Raw genomic sequence first — 14,667 nt, 5'->3', positions numbered from 1 at the left:
ACGCATGGGCACGACCTTGCGCGAGCTGATCGGCGGCATTCGCGATGGTGTGACCCAGATCGCCAGCGCGGCTGAAGAACTGTCGGCCGTGACCGAACAGACCAGCGCCGGCGCCAACAGCCAGAAGGTCGAAACCGACCAGGTGGCCACTGCCATGCATGAAATGGCGGCCACGGTGCAGGAGGTGGCGCGCAACGCCGAGCAGGCCTCGCATGCCGCGACCCAGGCCGATGACCAGGCCCGTGCTGGCGACAAGGTGGTGGGCGAAGCGATCAGCCAGATCGAACGCCTGGCCAGCGAAGTGCACCGCTCCACTGACGCGATGAACCTGCTGCAACAGGAAAGCCAGAAGATCGGCAGCGTCATGGACGTGATCAAGTCGGTGGCCGAGCAGACCAACCTGCTGGCCCTCAATGCCGCCATCGAAGCGGCCCGAGCCGGCGAAGCCGGACGCGGTTTCGCGGTGGTCGCCGATGAGGTGCGCGGCCTGGCCCAGCGCACGCAGAAGTCCACCGAGGAAATCGAAGAACTCATCGCCAGCTTGCAGAACGGCACCCAGCAGGTGGCCAACGCCATGCTCGGCAGCCAGACCTTGACCGACAGCAGCGTGGACCTGGCGCGCAAAGCGGGCGATTCACTGGCGAGCATCACCAGCACGGTGTCGAGCATCCAGTCGATGAACCAGCAGATCGCCGCAGCGGCCGAACAGCAAAGTGCAGTGGCTGAGGAGATCAGCCGCAGCATCCTCAACGTGCGCGACGTGTCGGAACAAACCGCCGCCGCCAGCGACGAGACCGCGGCGTCCACCGTGGAACTGGCGCGCTTGGGCGGGCAGTTGCAGACGCTGGTCAGCCATTTCCGCGTCTGAGGCTGTACAGGACTGACGCCGCCCCTTGAGGGGCGGCGCTCAGCCGATCACTTGACGACCATGCCCACCCCACGCCCACGCGGGTCGGACGCAGTCTCCAACGTCTGCCCGGTCACGCGGATCGCCTGCACGTCGCCCATCTCCCAGCCCTGGTCCTCCAGGACATAGCCCATCTTCTTCAGTTCGTCGGCCACCGGGCCGGTGAGCGGTGCATAGCTGTCGAAGTAGATCGTGTCCTTGGGCAGCAACTGGTGGTGCACACGCTGCGCGGCGACGGCTTTTTCCAATGGCATGCCGTAGTCGTACAGGTTGTTCATCACCTGGAAGATCGAGGTGAAGATCCGTGAACCACCCGGCGTCCCCAGCACCAGGGTGACCTTGCCGTCACGCGTGATTAGGCTCGGGCTCATCGATGAGAGCATGCGCTTGCCCGGTGCGATGGCGTTGGCGTCACCGCCGACCACGCCGAACACATTGGCCGCCCCCGGCTTGGCGCTGAAGTCGTCCATTTCGTCGTTGAGCAGGAAGCCCGCGCCCTTGACCACCACGCCACTGCCATAGTCGAGGTTGAGGGTATAGGTGTTGCTCACCGCATTGCCCTGGCGGTCGACGATGGAGAAGTGCGTGGTCTGGTGCGGCTCGAGGCCCGGCTTGACCTGGTCGGTGGCGGAGATGGCCGTCGGATTGACCTGCGCGGCGCGCTTGGCCAGGTAGTCCTTGGCCATCAGTTGCTTGACCGGCACCTGGGTGAAGGCCGGATCGCCCAGGTAATCGGCGCGGTCGGCGAATACCCGTTTCTCGATCTCGGACAGCAGGTGAATGTACTTCGCCGAGTTGTGCGCCACACCTTTGAAGTCCGCCGCACGGTCCTCCTTGATGCCCAGCAGTTGGCCTAGCGCGACACCGCCGGAGCTCGGTGGCGGCGCCGTGTAGACCAGGTTGCCGCGCCACTCGATGGCGATCGGATCGCGCCACAGCGCCTTGTAGTCCTTCAGATCGTCCTTGGTGATCAGGCCCTTGTCGGCCTGCATCTGCGCCACCAGCAAGTCGGCGGTCTTGCCCTGATAGAACTCGCTCACGCCTTTGTCGGCGATGCGCTCGAGGGTCTGGGCCAGTTCCGGCTGCTTGAACAGCTCGCCCACTTTCATGCTGCCGAAGTAGTCATTGAAGTTGGTCGCGGTCTTGAACAGGCCTTGGGCGTCATCGCGGTACTGGTACTGCTTCTGGGCGATCTTGAATCCATTCTGCGCATAGGCGATGGCCGGCGTGAGCAGCTCGCTCCACGGCAGCTTGCCGAACTTCTGGTGCGCCTCCCACAGGCCCATGACCGTGCCTGGCACACCGGCGGCGCGAGCACCGACCAGGCTGAGGTTTTCGATCACCTCGCCTTTGTCGTTCAGGTACATGGTCTTGGTCGCGGCCTTCGGCGCCACTTCGCGGTAGTCGAGGAAATACGGCTTGCCGTCGACGAACAGGGTCATGAAACCGCCGCCACCGATGTTCCCGGCTTCCGGGTAGGTGACCGCCAGGGTGAACGCGGTGGCAACGGCAGCGTCCACCGCATTGCCGCCCTTCTTGAGAATATCGGCGGCGACCTGGGCGCCGTACTGATCGGGCGCGGCGACCGCGCCGCCTTCGAGGGTCACGGCATAGGCCGAGGAACAGCTCAGGATCGCGGCCCCGAGGGCCAGGGACTGGAACATGACGATACGCATGACGCTTCCTTAGTCGTTCTTGTCGAACCTCCATTTAAGGCGCAGGCATCGCGTTCAGGCAAACGGCAGGCACTGAGGTGGACGTCTTTGGGCAACCGTGTCGCGTTCAGACAACTCAGCAGGCGTACGTCGACAGCTTGGCCTGGATGAAATCCAGGAAGCATTGGATACGCAGCGCCAGTTGCGTGTTGCGGTAGTAGACCGCATGAATCGGCTGGCGATAGCCACTGTTGGCCTCGGCCAGCAGCACCTGCAGACGGCCCGTGCGGATGTCGTCATGGGTCATGAAGTGCGACAGGCAGACGATCCCCTCACCCGCCAACGCCAACTGACGCAGGGTTTCGCCGCTGGAGGCCAGCAGCGCCGGACGGATCGCCCAGCGGTCGCCCTGGGCGTGACGCAGGGGCCAGTGGTTGAGACTTTCCGGCGCGCTGAATCCGAGCAGCCCATGCTGGCTCAGGTCCTCGACCGCGCGTGGCGTGCCATGGCGCTCCAGGTACTGCGGGCTGGCCAGGATCAGCAGCGGGCTGCACCCCAGCGAACGGGCGTGCAGGCTGGAGTCGGCCAGCTCGCCGATGCGGATGGCGACATCGGTGCTGTGCTCGAGCAGGTCGATGATCAGGTCGTCGCTGTTGAGTTCGAGCTCGATGCCGGGGTACTGGCGGCGGAACTCGCCGATCCACGGCAAGATCGCGTGGAGCATGAACGGTGCAGCGGCATTGATGCGCAGGCGGCCGGTCGGTGTCTGACGGTTGATCGACAGGCGCTCCTCCAGATCGTCCATCTGCGCGAGAATCTGCCGCGCGCGTTCGAGGAAGAAGCGGCCTTCCTCGGTGAGGTCCATGCGCCGGGTGGTGCGGTTGACCAAGGTGGTGCCCAGCTTGGCCTCCAGGCGCGACAAGGTCCGACTCATGGCCGAGGGCGTCTGGCCCATCTGCTCGGCAGCAGCGGAGATCGATCCGCAATCGATGACGGCCACGAATGCCTGAAGTTCTTCGGATCGAGTTTTCACGCGTGCGCCTTGGCGGGAGGAAGGAGTGATTGATAGCGGTTGATCGCTCACCGTGCAAGCACGCGCCCAGGCCATCGCTGCCCGGCAGCGGACGAAAACAGCGCAGCCATCACTCGGCCTTGTCGAACAGCGCGCCCAAGTGCGCCTCGTATGCGGCCACCGCCGCTGGCACATCCGGACGTTTCATCACGTCGGTGGCCACGAAGCTGGGCAGGCCCGTCATGCCGAGGAACTGGTTGGCCTTGTGGAACGCGAAATACACCGCGTCCACACCTTTGCCTTCGAAGAAATCGGTCGGGTCGTCGAAGGCCTGCTGCGGCGCGTTCCAGGTGGCCGAGATCATGTAGCGCTTGCCCATGAGCAATCCGCCGCTGCCGTACTTCTGCGAAGCGTCGGAGCGGGTACGGCCATCGTTGGCGTACAGACGACCATGGCCTGCGGTGAACACCTCATCGATGTATTGCTTCACCGTCCAGGGCGCGCCCATCCACCAACCCGGCATCTGGTAGATCACCACGTCGGCCCAGAGGAATTTGCGCACCTCTGCCTCGATATCGTAGCCGCCGTCGATGAAGGTCTGCTGCACGTCGAAGCCCGCGTGGTCCAGGTAGGCCATGGCGGCTTCGTGCAAGGTGGTGTTCAGGCGACCGTCGGAATGGGCGAAGTGCTTGCCGCCATTGAGCAAGAGGATATTTTTCATGGGAGGATCTCGTCGCAACGTTTGGGATGGCGGCAGGTTAGGACGTCACGCAAGCTGTAAAAAGTCGGTCAGCGGCAAAAGGCTTTTGCCTGAAAGTCACGAATCCCGCATCGATTACTGCCCTAAAATCGCACTTCATCTTTCCTGAGGATCCCACCCATGAACGAACCGGTCGCCTTCATTCTCAAAGCCAAGACCCGCCCGGAACAGGCAGCGGCCTTCGAGGCGTTGTTCCGCGCCTATGTCGAGCCCAGTCGCCAGGAACCGGGCTGCATCGAATACCACATGCTGCGAGACAAGGAAGATCCCAGCCTCTTCGTGTTCTACGAAGTGTGGGCCGACCAGGCCGCGTTCGACGCCCACTGCGCGTTGGCGCACATGACGAGCTTCTTCGAACGACGCATGGACTTCCTGGAGCGCGACTTCGATATCCAGCACGTCGACGTGCTCAGCCCTGACTTAGCGCGGCGCTGATCAGCGCCAGGCACGGGTATCCAGACACTGCCTGGTTCACAGGACCGCCACATAGCGCTTGCCGCCCCGCGAACTCTTTCCCCACAATCGGCTCCTACCTGCACCCGGATAGGGAGTCCCCCGTGCCATCCATCTACCAGCTCAAACCTCGCTTCCAGGCCCTGCTGCGCCCTACGGTGCAGCGTCTGCACGATCGCGGGGTGACCGCCAACCAAGTGACCGTCTTCGCGGCACTGGTGTCGGTGCTGCTCGGGCTGTTGCTGGCCGCCCTGCCCGACGTCACCGGGTTGTTCATTCTGCTGCCGGTGTGGATGCTGCTGCGCATGGCGCTCAATGCCGTAGACGGCATGCTGGCCCGGGAATTCGGCCAGCAGTCGACCCTCGGCGGCTACCTCAACGAACTCTGCGACGTGATCGCCGACGCCGCGCTGTACCTGCCCTTCGCGCTGCTGACCGGCGTCTGGCCGATGCTCGTGGTGCTGGTGGTGATCCTGGCGATCGTCAGCGAATACGCCGGCGTGATGGGTCCTCTGGTCGGGGCTTCGCGGCGCTACGACGGGCCGATGGGCAAGAGCGACCGCGCCTTCGCGTTCGGCGTGCTGGGCACCGGCGTCGCCTTCGGCCTGCTGCCGGCGAGCTGGATCGACGGCCTGCTGCTGGTCATCCTCGCGCTGTCGCTCTATACCCTCTACAACCGGGTGCGCCACGGGCTGGCCGAAACCCGCTGATTCCACTGCCGCAGGACAAGGACTTTCGCCATGCGCCAAGCGCAATCGCTGCACTTCCCGACCCACGATGGCGTCGAACTGCACTACCGGCACTGGCCGGCCACCCGCAACGCGTACCAGCCACGCCGGGCGCTGGTGATGTTCCACCGCGGCCACGAGCACGGTGCGCGCCTGGCGCACCTGGCCGACGAACTGAACCTGCCGGGCTACGACCTCTTCGCCTGGGACGCCCGCGGTCATGGTCTGTCACCCGGCGCGCGAGGCGACAGCCCGAGCTTCGCCACCAGCGTGCGCGACGTGCAGACTTTCATCGAGCATATCCAGTCCCGGCATGGCATCGCCGAGGCCGACATGGTGGTACTGGCGCAGAGCGTCGGCGCGGTACTGGTCGCCACCTGGGCCCACGACTACGCCCCCAAGGTGCGCTGCCTGGTGCTCGCCTCGCCAGCGTTCAAGGTCAAGCTCTACGTGCCCTTCGCTCGCCCCGGCCTGAAGCTGCTCAAGGCCGTGCGTGGCAATTTCTTCGTCAACAGCTACGTCAAACCGCAACTGCTGACCCACGATCCCGACCGGGTCGCCTCTTATGCCGCCGACCCACTGATCAGCCGACCGATTTCGGTGACCGTGCTGCTGGGCCTGTACGAAGCCGCCGAACGTGTGGTGGCCGATGCCCAGGCGATCCAGGTGCCGACTCAACTGCTGGTGTCCGGTGCGGACTTCGTGGTCGAACGCGCGCCGCAGGAGCGCTTCTTCGAGCGCCTCGGCAGCGCGCGCAAGGAGCTGCACGTGTTGCCCGGTTTCTTCCATGACACCCTCGGCGAGCGTGATCGCGCCCACGCACTGGCGCGCATCGAGCGCTTCATCGCCCATTGCTTCGACGCGCCGCTGGCACCGCCCTCGCTGCTCGACGCCGACAAGACCGGCGCCAGTTGCGCCGAAGCCGAGGCACTGGCTGCCCCACTGCCACGCCACTCGCCGCGCGCGCTGTACTGGCGCAGCTACCGCGCAGGGCTGCGCCTGGTCAAAGGCTTGTCCGATGGCGTCAAGCTGGGTTTCGACACCGGCTTCGACTCGGGCAGCACACTGGACTACGTGTACCGCGACCAGGCCAGCGGCAAGGGTTGGCTGGGTCGCCTGATCGACCGCAACTACCTCGACGCCATCGGCTGGCGCGGCATCCGCCAGCGCAAGCTGCACGTCGAGGAACTGCTGCGCCTGGCCATCGAGCGGCTGCGCGAACAAGGCCGCGCGGTGCACATCGTCGATATCGCCGCCGGTCACGGCCGCTACATCCTCGACGCCTTGCAGACACACCGGCCGGACTCGATCCTGCTGCGCGACTACAGCGAGCTGAACGTGCAACAGGGCACTGCCCTGATCCAGGAAAAAGGCCTCGGCGAGATTGCGCGCTTCGTCCAAGGCGACGCCTTCGACCGCCAGAGCCTGGCCAGCCTCGACCCGCGCCCAACGCTGGCCGTGGTCTCCGGCCTCTACGAACTGTTCGCCAGCAATCAGTGGGTGGGCAACTCCCTGGCCGGTCTGGCCGACGCCGTGGAAGACGGCGGTTACCTGGTCTACACCGGCCAACCCTGGCACCCGCAACTGGAGATGATCGCCCGCGCCCTGACCAGCCACCGGGGTGGCGACGCCTGGGTGATGCGCCGGCGTAGCCAGGCGGAAATGGACCAACTGGTGGAGGCGGCAGGCTTTCGCAAGATCACCCAGCGCATCGACCCCTGGGGCATTTTCAGCGTCAGCCTGGCCCAGCGGGTACGTTGATGGCCCGCGAGGCCGGTTTGATCCGGCGCGGGGTGCTGTGGCTGTTGCTGCTGGGGCCGCTGTTCTTCCTCAGCTATGGCCTGGCCAACAGCTACACGGCCACGCGCGACGACGTCGGCAGCCTGGTGTTCGACTGGGAACGGCATATGCCGCTGTGGCCCTGGACCATCATTCCCTATTGGTCGATCGACCTGCTGTACGGGCTGTCCTTCCTGCTGCCGCGCAATCGCCGGGAAATGGATCGGCATGCCCTGGCGCTGCTGACGGCGCAACTGCTCAGCGTCAGTTGTTTCCTGCTGTGGCCGCTGCGCTTCACCTTCGAGCGACCGGAGCTGGCCGGCCTGTTCGGCTGGCTGTTCGACGTGCTGATGGGCTTCGACAAACCGTTCAACCAGGCGCCGTCGCTGCATATCGCGCTGCTGGTGATCATCTGGACGATGTTCGCCCGCCACACCCGGCGCCCACTGCTGCGTGGGTGGGTGCACGGCTGGATGGCGCTGATCGGGGTGTCGGTGCTGACCACTTGGCAGCATCATTTCATCGACCTGCCCAGCGGCGCGTTGGTCGGCCTGTTGTGCGTCTGGTTGTGGCCCCATCGAGGGCCGCTGCCCCTGCACGCGGCGAGGCTTGCGCGCGAGCCGAAACGCTGGCGACTGGGCCTGCGCTACGGCCTCGGCGCCGGGCTGTGTGCCTGGCTGGGCGCGTCGCTGGGCGGGCTGTGGCTAGGCCTGCTGTGGCCGGCGCTGGCGTTGCTGATGGTGGCGCTGAACTACGTGCTGTTCGGTGCCGGTGGCTTCCAGAAGGATGCCACCGGACGCCTGTCGACAGCGGCAACCTGGCTGCTGGCACCGTACCTGATCGGCGCCTGGATCAACTCGCGCCTGTGGACCTGGCGACACCCTCACGCCGATGAAGTGTGTGACGGAGTCTACCTGGGGCGGATACCTGGTCGGGGCCAGGCGACTTCATTTGCCGGCGTGCTGGACCTGAGCGCCGAGTTGCCCTACCGCTGCGATTTACCCGCAATGCAGCAGGAACAGCCGGCCTACCTCAACCTGCCCACCCTTGACCTCATCCCCCCCAGCCCCGCGCTGCAGGATCAAGCCGCCGAGGCCATCGAACGCCTGCGCCAGCACGGCAGCGTCCTGGTCTGCTGCGCCTTGGGCTATTCACGCAGCGCCAGTGCCGTGGCTGCCTGGCTGATCCACACCGGCCGCTGCGCCGATATCGAGGCGGCCCAAGCCCTGATCCGCCAGGCGCGCCCCGGCGTGGTGCTGCACCCAGGCCATCGCCAAGCCCTGCGGCACAAGGAGGTGCGTTGATGGACCTGCACCTGGTTGCTGCCCTGCTTGGCCGCGGCCGACAACTGGAGCGCCTGTCCGATGGCCTCACAGTGTTGGCCATCGGCTACGGCCTCACGCCCCTGCTCGGCCTGCACCTGCCTGCGCTGGCCAGTGCCCTGTGCGCACTGCTGCTGATCCTCGGCCTTGCCCACAAATACTGGGCGCTGCGCGTGGCCCTGGACGCCGAGCTGTTCACTCGCCTGGCCAGCAGCCCCCAGCTCGACGAAGACACCGACGCGCTGGACCGGGCGCTGTTCGACCTCAAACTCAAGGCCAGTGCCGACGACCCGCGCCACTGGCCAGCCCGCAGCCAAGGCGCCCTGGCGCTGCTGCGGCGCCAGGCGCTGTGCCTGGCACTGCAACTGCTGCTGGCCTTGACGACCCTGCTGACGCTGCCTTTCACAGGATGAACCGCACCATGCTTCCAGCCCTCACCGCTTTTGCCATCACCTGCGCCGCGCGCCTGATCACCGGGGCGCGCGCCCTCTGGCTTGGCTGCACGCCACAGCCGATACAACGCCTGTATTTCGCCAACCACAGCAGCCATGGCGACTTCGTCCTGCTCTGGGCCTCGTTGCCCGAGCCGCTACGGCGGCGCACGCGGCCGGTGGCCGGCGCCGATTACTGGTGCCAGCCGGGCCTGCGCGATTTCATCATCCGCAAAGTGTTCAACGGTGTGCTCATCGACCGCCAGCGCAGCGATGCCCAGACTAATCCCCTGCAACCGGTGCTCGACGCCCTGGCCCAGGGCGACTCGCTGATCTTCTTCCCGGAAGGCACGCGCAATCTGGGTGATGAGCCGCTGCTGCCGTTCAAGAGCGGGTTGTTCCACCTGGCCTCGGCCCAGCCGCAGATCGAAGTGGTGCCGGTGTGGATCGCCAACCTCAACCGCGTGATGCCCAAAGGCCGCGCCCTGCCGCTGCCGTTGCTGTGCACCCTGAGCTTCGGCGAGCCGTTGCACGTTCAGCCTGATGAAGACAAGCAGGCGTTTCTCGAGCGGGCCCGGCAGGCCCTGCTGAACCTGGCCCCGAAGGAAGCCTGAAATGGAAGACAACACCCTGTCCCTGTTCATCGGCATCGGCGCCCTGCTGCTGCTCGCCAGCCTGATCGGTCGCCTGCTGAAATGGCGCGCCGGCCCCGGCCCGCATGCGGTGATCGACAACCTCAACGCCCGCATCAACGCCTGGTGGGTGATGGTGCTGGTGATCGGCCTGGCCTTCGTGTTCGGCAAGTACGGCGTGATCGTGCTGTTCTACTGCGTGTCGTTCTACGCGCTGCGCGAATTCATGACCCTCACTCCGACCCGGCGCAGCGATTACCCGGCGCTGGCGGCAGCCTTCTACGTAGCCTTGCCGGTGCAATACCTGCTGATCGGCATGGACTGGTACGGGCTGTTCAGCATCTTCATTCCGGTCTACCTGTTCCTGCTGCTGCCGATCCTGGCCAGCTTCGGCGGCGACACCACGCGCTTCCTGGAACGCGCCTCGAAAGTGCAGTGGGGGCTGATGATCGCGGTGTACTGCGTGTCGTCGGTACCCGCGCTGATGACGCTGGACATTCCGGGCTACGAGGGCCGCAACCTGTTGCTGATCGCCTGGCTGATCCTGGTGGTGCAGATCAGCGACGTACTGCAGTACGTGTGCGGCAAGCTGTTCGGCAAGCGCAAGGTGGCGCCCAACCTGTCGCCCTCCAAGACCGTCGAAGGCCTGGCCGGCGGCGTGGCCCTGGCCACCTTGGTGGGGGCGCTGCTGTGCTGGATCACGCCGTTCAACTTCTGGCAGGCGGCGCTGATGGCGTTGACGGTCAACGCCATGGGTTTCTTCGGCGGCCTGGTGATGTCGGCGATCAAGCGCGACCGTGGGGTGAAGGACTGGGGCCACATGATCGAAGGCCACGGCGGCATGCTCGACCGCATGGACTCGGTGTGCTTCGCCGCCCCGGTGTTCTTCCACTTCGTTCGCTACTGGTGGGCCTGACCGAAGCGGGTCGAACAGCGCATCCAGACACATGAAGGTCGAGCCCAGGCAACCGCAGCCACCGTTCAGCCCCTATGGTGACGGGTCATTCAGCCCGTCATCAGGAGCTCTGCCATGTCCGACTTCATCACTGTCCTGCGCGAAACCTGCCCGACGCCGGTCGTCAACGCGACCAAGTGGAAACGCATCGGCGGCGATCCGCACACCGTCAACCTCAACGCCTACCTGTCGGCCGACGGCAGCAAGATCATGGGCACCTGGATCTGCACGCCCGGCAAGTTCGAGGTGAACTACGACAAGTGGGAGTTCTGCCACTTCCTCGAAGGCTATTGCATCATCACCCCGGAGGGCGAAGAGCCCAAGCACCTGAAGGGCGGTGACGTGTTCGTCATCGAGCCCGGCATGAAGGGCACCTGGGAAGTGGTGGAGACCGTGCGCAAATACTTCGTGTTCGCCTGACGCCTGAAGGGCCGCCAAGCGGCCCATCGCGACGCAAGGCCGCGTGCACAAAGGCTGCGTGAACCCGCTGAGCGGAGCATCACGTAGCCTTTTTGCGTTCAGCTCAGCCGTCCTTCTTCCGATAGCCCTCGACGATCGCCGAGAAGTCCTTGCCGCCCTCGCCGCGCAAGCTCATGGCTTGGTACAACTGCTGCGCGACTGCACCGAGAATCACCGGCTGGTGCGCCTGGCGCGCGGCCTCGGTGGCCAGGCCCAGGTCCTTGAGCATCAGTTCGGCACCAAAGCCACCGGTGTAGCCGCGTGCAGCCGGCGCGGTGTCGATCACACCGGGCCAAGGGTTGTAGGTATCGGAGCTCCAGCAACGGCCGGTGGAGCTGTTGATGATCCCGGCCAGCACCTGGGTGTCGATGCCCAGCGCATTGCCCAGGGCCATGGCTTCGGACACGCCGATCATGGAGATGCCCAGCAGCAGGTTGTTGCAGATCTTGGCAATCTGCCCAGTGCCCACTGCACCGCAGTGCACGATGTTGCGGCCCATCTGTTCGAGCACCGGCTTGAGCGTGGCGAACAGCTCGGGGCTGGCGCCGACCATGAAGGTCAAGGTCCCCGCCGCGGCACCACCGGTGCCCCCCGACACCGGCGCGTCGCCCATGTCGATGCCCTTGGCCGCCGCAGCCTTGGACACGTCGCGGGCGGTCTGCGGATCGATGGTGCTGCAGTCCAACGTCGGTGTGCCGGGCTTGATGCCGGCGAGCACACCGTCGTCCTCGTTCAGGTACACCGAGCGCACGTGGGCAGCGGCCGGCAGCATGGTGATCACCAACTCGCTGCTGGCAGCGGCGTCCTTCGGCGAGGTGCTGACCTGCCCGCCCAGTTCGGCAAGCTCGGCCAGCACGGTTTTGTTGAGGTCGAACAGGTTCAGCGTGTGCCCGGCCTTGATCAGGTTGCGGGCCATGGGGGCGCCCATGTTGCCCAGACCGATGAATGCGATACGCATGACCAACTCCTTAGCGCAGGCTGATGGTGGTGTTCACGCCGTCGTTGACGCTGTCGTCGTCGAACCAGCGGGCCGTGACCGTCTTGGTCTGGGTATAGAACTGCACCACCTGTTTGCCATAGGGGCCCAGATCGCCCAGCTTGGAGCCGCGCGAACCGGTGAAGCTGAAGAACGGCACCGGCACCGGGATCGGGATGTTGATGCCAACCTGGCCGACGTCGATCTCGCTCTGGAACTTGCGTGCCGCCGCACCGCTCTGGGTGAACAAGCCGGTGCCGTTGCCGAACGGGTTGGCGTTGACCAGGGCGATGGCCTCATCGAGGGTGTCGACTTCAAGCGTGACCAACACCGGGCCGAAAATTTCCTGGGTGTAGATCTGCATGTCGGTGGTCACACCGGAGAACAGGGTCGGGCCGACGAAGTTGCCGTGCTCGAAGCCCGGCACCTGCACGTCACGGCCGTCCAGCTCGAGCGTGGCGCCTTCCTTCACGCCGCTGTCGATCAGCCCCAGCACCCGCTCCTTGGCGCGCTTGGACACCACCGGACCGACGTCGGTCCCGGGCTCGCTGCCAGCGTTGACCTTGAGCCTGCTCGCCGCCGCCTTGATGTCCGGCAGCCACTCGCGGGCCTTGCCCACCAGCACCGCCACCGAGGTGGCCATGCAGCGCTGGCCGGCTGCACCGAAGGCCGCGCCGACCAGGGCGTTGATGGTTTGGGTGCGGTTGGCGTCGGGCAGCACCACGGCGTGGTTCTTGGCGCCCATCATCGACTGCACGCGCTTGCCGTGCTGACTGGCAAGGTTGTACACGTGGGTGCCGACCTCGGTCGAGCCGACGAAGGACACCGCCTTGATGTCCCGATGGGTGCACAGCGCATCGACCACCTGCTTGCCACCGTGCACCACGTTCAGCACGCCCGCTGGCACTCCGGCTTCCAAGGCCAGCTCGACCAGCATCAGCGTCGACAGCGGATCCTGCTCGGACGGCTTGAGCACGAAGGTGTTGCCACAGACGATGGCCATGGGGAACATCCACAGCGGAATCATCGCCGGGAAGTTGAACGGGGTGATACCGGCGCACACGCCGATCGGCTGGCGCAAGGTGTAGGTGTCGACGCCACCGGCCACGTTCTCGGCGAACTCGCCCATCTGCAGGGTGCCGATGGACGCGGCGTGCTCCACCACTTCCAGACCGCGGAAGATGTCGCCCTCGGCATCGGCCAGGGTCTTGCCTTGCTCGGCGCTCAAGGTCGCGGCGATGCGCTTGCTGTGCTCGCGGATCAGCGCCTGCAACTTGAGCATGATGCGCATGCGCGCACCGATCGGCGTGTCACGCCAGGTCTTGAAGGCACGCTGGGCGGCAGCGATGGCGGCGTCGACTTCGGCGGCGGTGGCGAACGGCACGCGCGCCAGTACCTGCTGGGTGGCCGGATTGACCACGTCGCGCCATTCCTGAGTGGTCGACTCCACCCATTGCCCGTCGATCAACAACTTGGCCTGCTGCACGTGGGTCGTGGGGGTGTGGGGTGCGTTCATCTGCGCTCTCCTTGGAATTATTGTCGGAACGAAGACGCCTACGCCGCAGCGAACGGGGTGGCGTGCAGGGAGTGAGTTCGAGTATAGATGTGCAAACATCCAACAAGAATGCACAAAAAAACCGGATCAACATGCAAAAAGACCTGACCTCCCTCAGCGCGCTGAACTGGGACGACCTCAAGTTCTTCCTCGAAGTGGCGCGCACGCGCAAGGCCAGCAGCGCCGCCAAACGCCTGTCGGTGGACTACACCACGGTGTCGCGACGCATCAGCTCGCTGGAAGGTGCCATGGGCACGCTGTTGTTCGAGAAGTCGCGCACCAACGGCTTCGTACTCACCGCCGAAGGTCAGCGCCTGCTGGGCTACGCTGAGTCGATCGAAAGCACCTTGCACATGGCCTGCGAACAGGTGTCCGGCTCCGGCGTGGCGTTGTCGGGGCATGTGCGCATGGGCTGCACCGAGGGCTTCGGCAGCTTCTTCGTCACCCCGCAACTGAGCCGCTTCGTCGACACCTGGCCAGCGATCTCGGTGGATATCCTGCCGCTGCCCCACTTCATCAGCCTGTCCAAGCGCGAGGCGGACATCGTCATCGCCCTGGAGCGCCCGGAGCACGGGCCGTATGTCTGCTGCAAGCTGTGCGACTACCGCCTGCGGCTGTATGCCACCCGGGAATACCTGGACACCCACGCGCCGATTGGCGAGGTGGCCGACCTGGCGCAGCACCCTTTCATCAGCTACGTCGACGACCTGGCCTTCAGTTCCGAGTTGCTGTACCTGGCGAACCTGATCCCCAACGCCCATGCCCACTTGCGCAGCACCAGCGTGATCGCCCAGTACACCGCCGCACTGCAAGGGCGTGGCCTGGCAATCCTGCCGTGCTTCCTGGCAGCGCAGGACGCGCGGCTGGTGACGGTACTGGAGGATGAGGTCGAGGTGACACGGCAGTTCTGGATGTATTGCCGGGAGGATCTGCGCAAGTTGAAGCGCATCACCCTGCTGTGGGACTACATCCGCGAGGTGACTGAGGCGAATGCGCCGTTGTTGATGGGCCAGACGCGCGAGATGGTGTTCGCACAGGACTGA

The 14,667-nt window shown here is 65.4% G+C and carries 14 protein-coding genes and 1 pseudogene; 10 read left to right on the top strand and 5 right to left on the bottom strand.

What is annotated here, in order from left to right; all coding sequences use genetic code 11:
- Positions 1-4: 4 nt before the first annotated feature.
- A pseudogene (locus Q6A47_RS23090) lies at positions 5-746 on the top strand (methyl-accepting chemotaxis protein); the annotation flags it as partial.
- 169 nt (positions 747-915) lie between these two features.
- Here Q6A47_RS23090 and ggt read toward each other — a convergent pair.
- The 3 genes from ggt to mdaB all read right to left on the bottom strand — a co-directional run bounded on the left by ggt (position 916) and on the right by mdaB (position 4,295).
- Positions 916-2,583 carry a gamma-glutamyltransferase gene (gene ggt, locus Q6A47_RS18385; RefSeq protein WP_304485027.1) on the bottom strand — a complete coding sequence of 556 codons (1,668 nt, stop codon included), beginning with the start codon at positions 2,581-2,583 and terminating at the stop codon, positions 916-918.
- Between the two features lie 115 nt (positions 2,584-2,698).
- Positions 2,699-3,595 carry a LysR family transcriptional regulator gene (locus Q6A47_RS18380; protein ID WP_039575065.1) on the bottom strand — a complete coding sequence of 299 codons (897 nt, stop codon included), beginning with the start codon at positions 3,593-3,595 and terminating at the stop codon, positions 2,699-2,701.
- 109 nt (positions 3,596-3,704) lie between these two features.
- The gene (mdaB, locus tag Q6A47_RS18375; RefSeq protein WP_039575063.1) at positions 3,705-4,295 is read right to left on the bottom strand and encodes an NADPH:quinone oxidoreductase MdaB; all 591 of its coding nucleotides are present in this window, start codon (positions 4,293-4,295) and stop codon (positions 3,705-3,707) included.
- 159 nt (positions 4,296-4,454) lie between these two features.
- On the opposite strand from mdaB, the gene Q6A47_RS18370 reads away from it, so the two are divergent.
- The 8 genes from Q6A47_RS18370 to Q6A47_RS18335 all read left to right on the top strand — a co-directional run bounded on the left by Q6A47_RS18370 (position 4,455) and on the right by Q6A47_RS18335 (position 11,054).
- Positions 4,455-4,769, top strand: coding sequence for a putative quinol monooxygenase (locus tag Q6A47_RS18370; RefSeq protein WP_029613384.1), 315 nt, complete (start codon positions 4,455-4,457; stop codon positions 4,767-4,769).
- Positions 4,770-4,891: 122 nt separating this feature from the next.
- On the top strand, positions 4,892-5,497 hold the full coding sequence (locus Q6A47_RS18365; RefSeq protein WP_304485026.1) for a CDP-alcohol phosphatidyltransferase family protein: 606 nt from the start codon (positions 4,892-4,894) through the stop codon (positions 5,495-5,497).
- A gap of 30 nt (positions 5,498-5,527) precedes the next feature.
- Entirely contained in the window at positions 5,528-7,276 is a 1,749-nt protein-coding gene (locus Q6A47_RS18360) for a bifunctional alpha/beta hydrolase/class I SAM-dependent methyltransferase (protein WP_304485025.1), read from the top strand.
- Positions 7,276-8,598 (top strand): phosphatase PAP2/dual specificity phosphatase family protein, encoded by a 1,323-nt coding sequence (locus Q6A47_RS18355; RefSeq protein ID WP_304485024.1) that lies wholly within the window; start codon positions 7,276-7,278, stop codon positions 8,596-8,598. The genes Q6A47_RS18360 and Q6A47_RS18355 overlap by 1 nt, the downstream gene beginning before the upstream one ends.
- The gene (locus tag Q6A47_RS18350) at positions 8,598-9,029 is read left to right on the top strand and encodes a hypothetical protein (RefSeq protein ID WP_304485023.1); all 432 of its coding nucleotides are present in this window, start codon (positions 8,598-8,600) and stop codon (positions 9,027-9,029) included. Before Q6A47_RS18355 ends, Q6A47_RS18350 begins: the two co-directional genes overlap by 1 nt.
- A gap of 8 nt (positions 9,030-9,037) precedes the next feature.
- The gene (locus tag Q6A47_RS18345; RefSeq protein ID WP_304485022.1) at positions 9,038-9,661 is read left to right on the top strand and encodes a lysophospholipid acyltransferase family protein; all 624 of its coding nucleotides are present in this window, start codon (positions 9,038-9,040) and stop codon (positions 9,659-9,661) included.
- A 1-nt stretch (position 9,662) separates the two neighbouring features.
- Positions 9,663-10,595 carry a phosphatidate cytidylyltransferase gene (locus Q6A47_RS18340; RefSeq protein ID WP_039575048.1) on the top strand — a complete coding sequence of 311 codons (933 nt, stop codon included), beginning with the start codon at positions 9,663-9,665 and terminating at the stop codon, positions 10,593-10,595.
- Positions 10,596-10,709: 114 nt separating this feature from the next.
- Positions 10,710-11,054 carry a cupin domain-containing protein gene (locus tag Q6A47_RS18335; protein WP_029613387.1) on the top strand — a complete coding sequence of 115 codons (345 nt, stop codon included), beginning with the start codon at positions 10,710-10,712 and terminating at the stop codon, positions 11,052-11,054.
- A 103-nt stretch (positions 11,055-11,157) separates the two neighbouring features.
- Here Q6A47_RS18335 and mmsB read toward each other — a convergent pair whose 3' ends face one another.
- The gene (gene mmsB / locus Q6A47_RS18330; RefSeq protein ID WP_116887534.1) at positions 11,158-12,051 is read right to left on the bottom strand and encodes a 3-hydroxyisobutyrate dehydrogenase; all 894 of its coding nucleotides are present in this window, start codon (positions 12,049-12,051) and stop codon (positions 11,158-11,160) included.
- Positions 12,052-12,061: 10 nt separating this feature from the next.
- Entirely contained in the window at positions 12,062-13,585 is a 1,524-nt protein-coding gene (locus Q6A47_RS18325; RefSeq protein WP_304485021.1) for a CoA-acylating methylmalonate-semialdehyde dehydrogenase, read from the bottom strand.
- A gap of 131 nt (positions 13,586-13,716) precedes the next feature.
- Between Q6A47_RS18325 and Q6A47_RS18320 the strand changes: the two genes are divergently transcribed.
- Positions 13,717-14,667, top strand: coding sequence for a LysR family transcriptional regulator (locus Q6A47_RS18320; protein WP_304485020.1), 951 nt, complete (start codon positions 13,717-13,719; stop codon positions 14,665-14,667).

Source organism: Pseudomonas boreofloridensis (assembly GCF_030580795.1).
Taxonomy (GTDB): Bacteria; Pseudomonadota; Gammaproteobacteria; order Pseudomonadales; family Pseudomonadaceae; genus Aquipseudomonas; species Aquipseudomonas boreofloridensis.
This window is presented reverse-complemented; position numbering and strand designations above follow the sequence as displayed.